We start from the raw sequence: 577 nt of genomic DNA on the forward strand, positions 1-577 counted from the left end.
CCGGTGCCGGCAACGACACGGTCTGGACCTCGCTCGCAAGCTACACCCTGGGTGCCAACGTCGAGAATCTGTTTTTCGGCGGCAGCGGCAACTTCGCTGGCACCGGTAACGTGCTCGGCAATACGATCGCGGGCGGTGCGGGTAACGACGTCATCATCGGTGGCGCAGGTGCCGACACGATGGCCGGTGGTACTGGCAGCGATATCTACGAAGCCACCGACCTTGGGGACGTGGTGATCGAGCTCGCCGGTGCCGGCAGCGACACGGTCTGGACCTCGCTCGCGAGCTACAGCCTGGGTGCCAACGTCGAGAATCTGTTTTTCGGCGGCAGCGGCAACTTTGCGGGCAGCGGCAATGCGCTCGCCAACACGCTCGTGGGCGGTGCGGGTAACGACGTCCTCATCGGTGGCGCGGGTGCCGACACGATGGTCGGCGGTGCCGGCAACGATATCTACGAAGTCACCGACCTTGGGGACGTGGTAGGCGAGAACGCCGGTGGCGGCAACGACACGGTCTGGACCTCGCTCGCGAGCTACACCCTGGGTGCCAACGTCGAAAATCTGTTTTTCGGCGGCAG

General features: G+C 64.8%; 1 protein-coding gene. It reads left to right on the forward strand.

The genetic code is table 11. The features are described from left to right. Positions 1–577, forward strand: a 577-nt coding sequence (locus tag PMI28_RS12170; protein WP_007987903.1) for a calcium-binding protein, incomplete at both ends; no start/stop codon positions are given.

The organism is Pseudomonas sp. GM48 (assembly GCF_000282335.1).
Taxonomy (GTDB): Bacteria; Pseudomonadota; Gammaproteobacteria; order Pseudomonadales; family Pseudomonadaceae; genus Aquipseudomonas.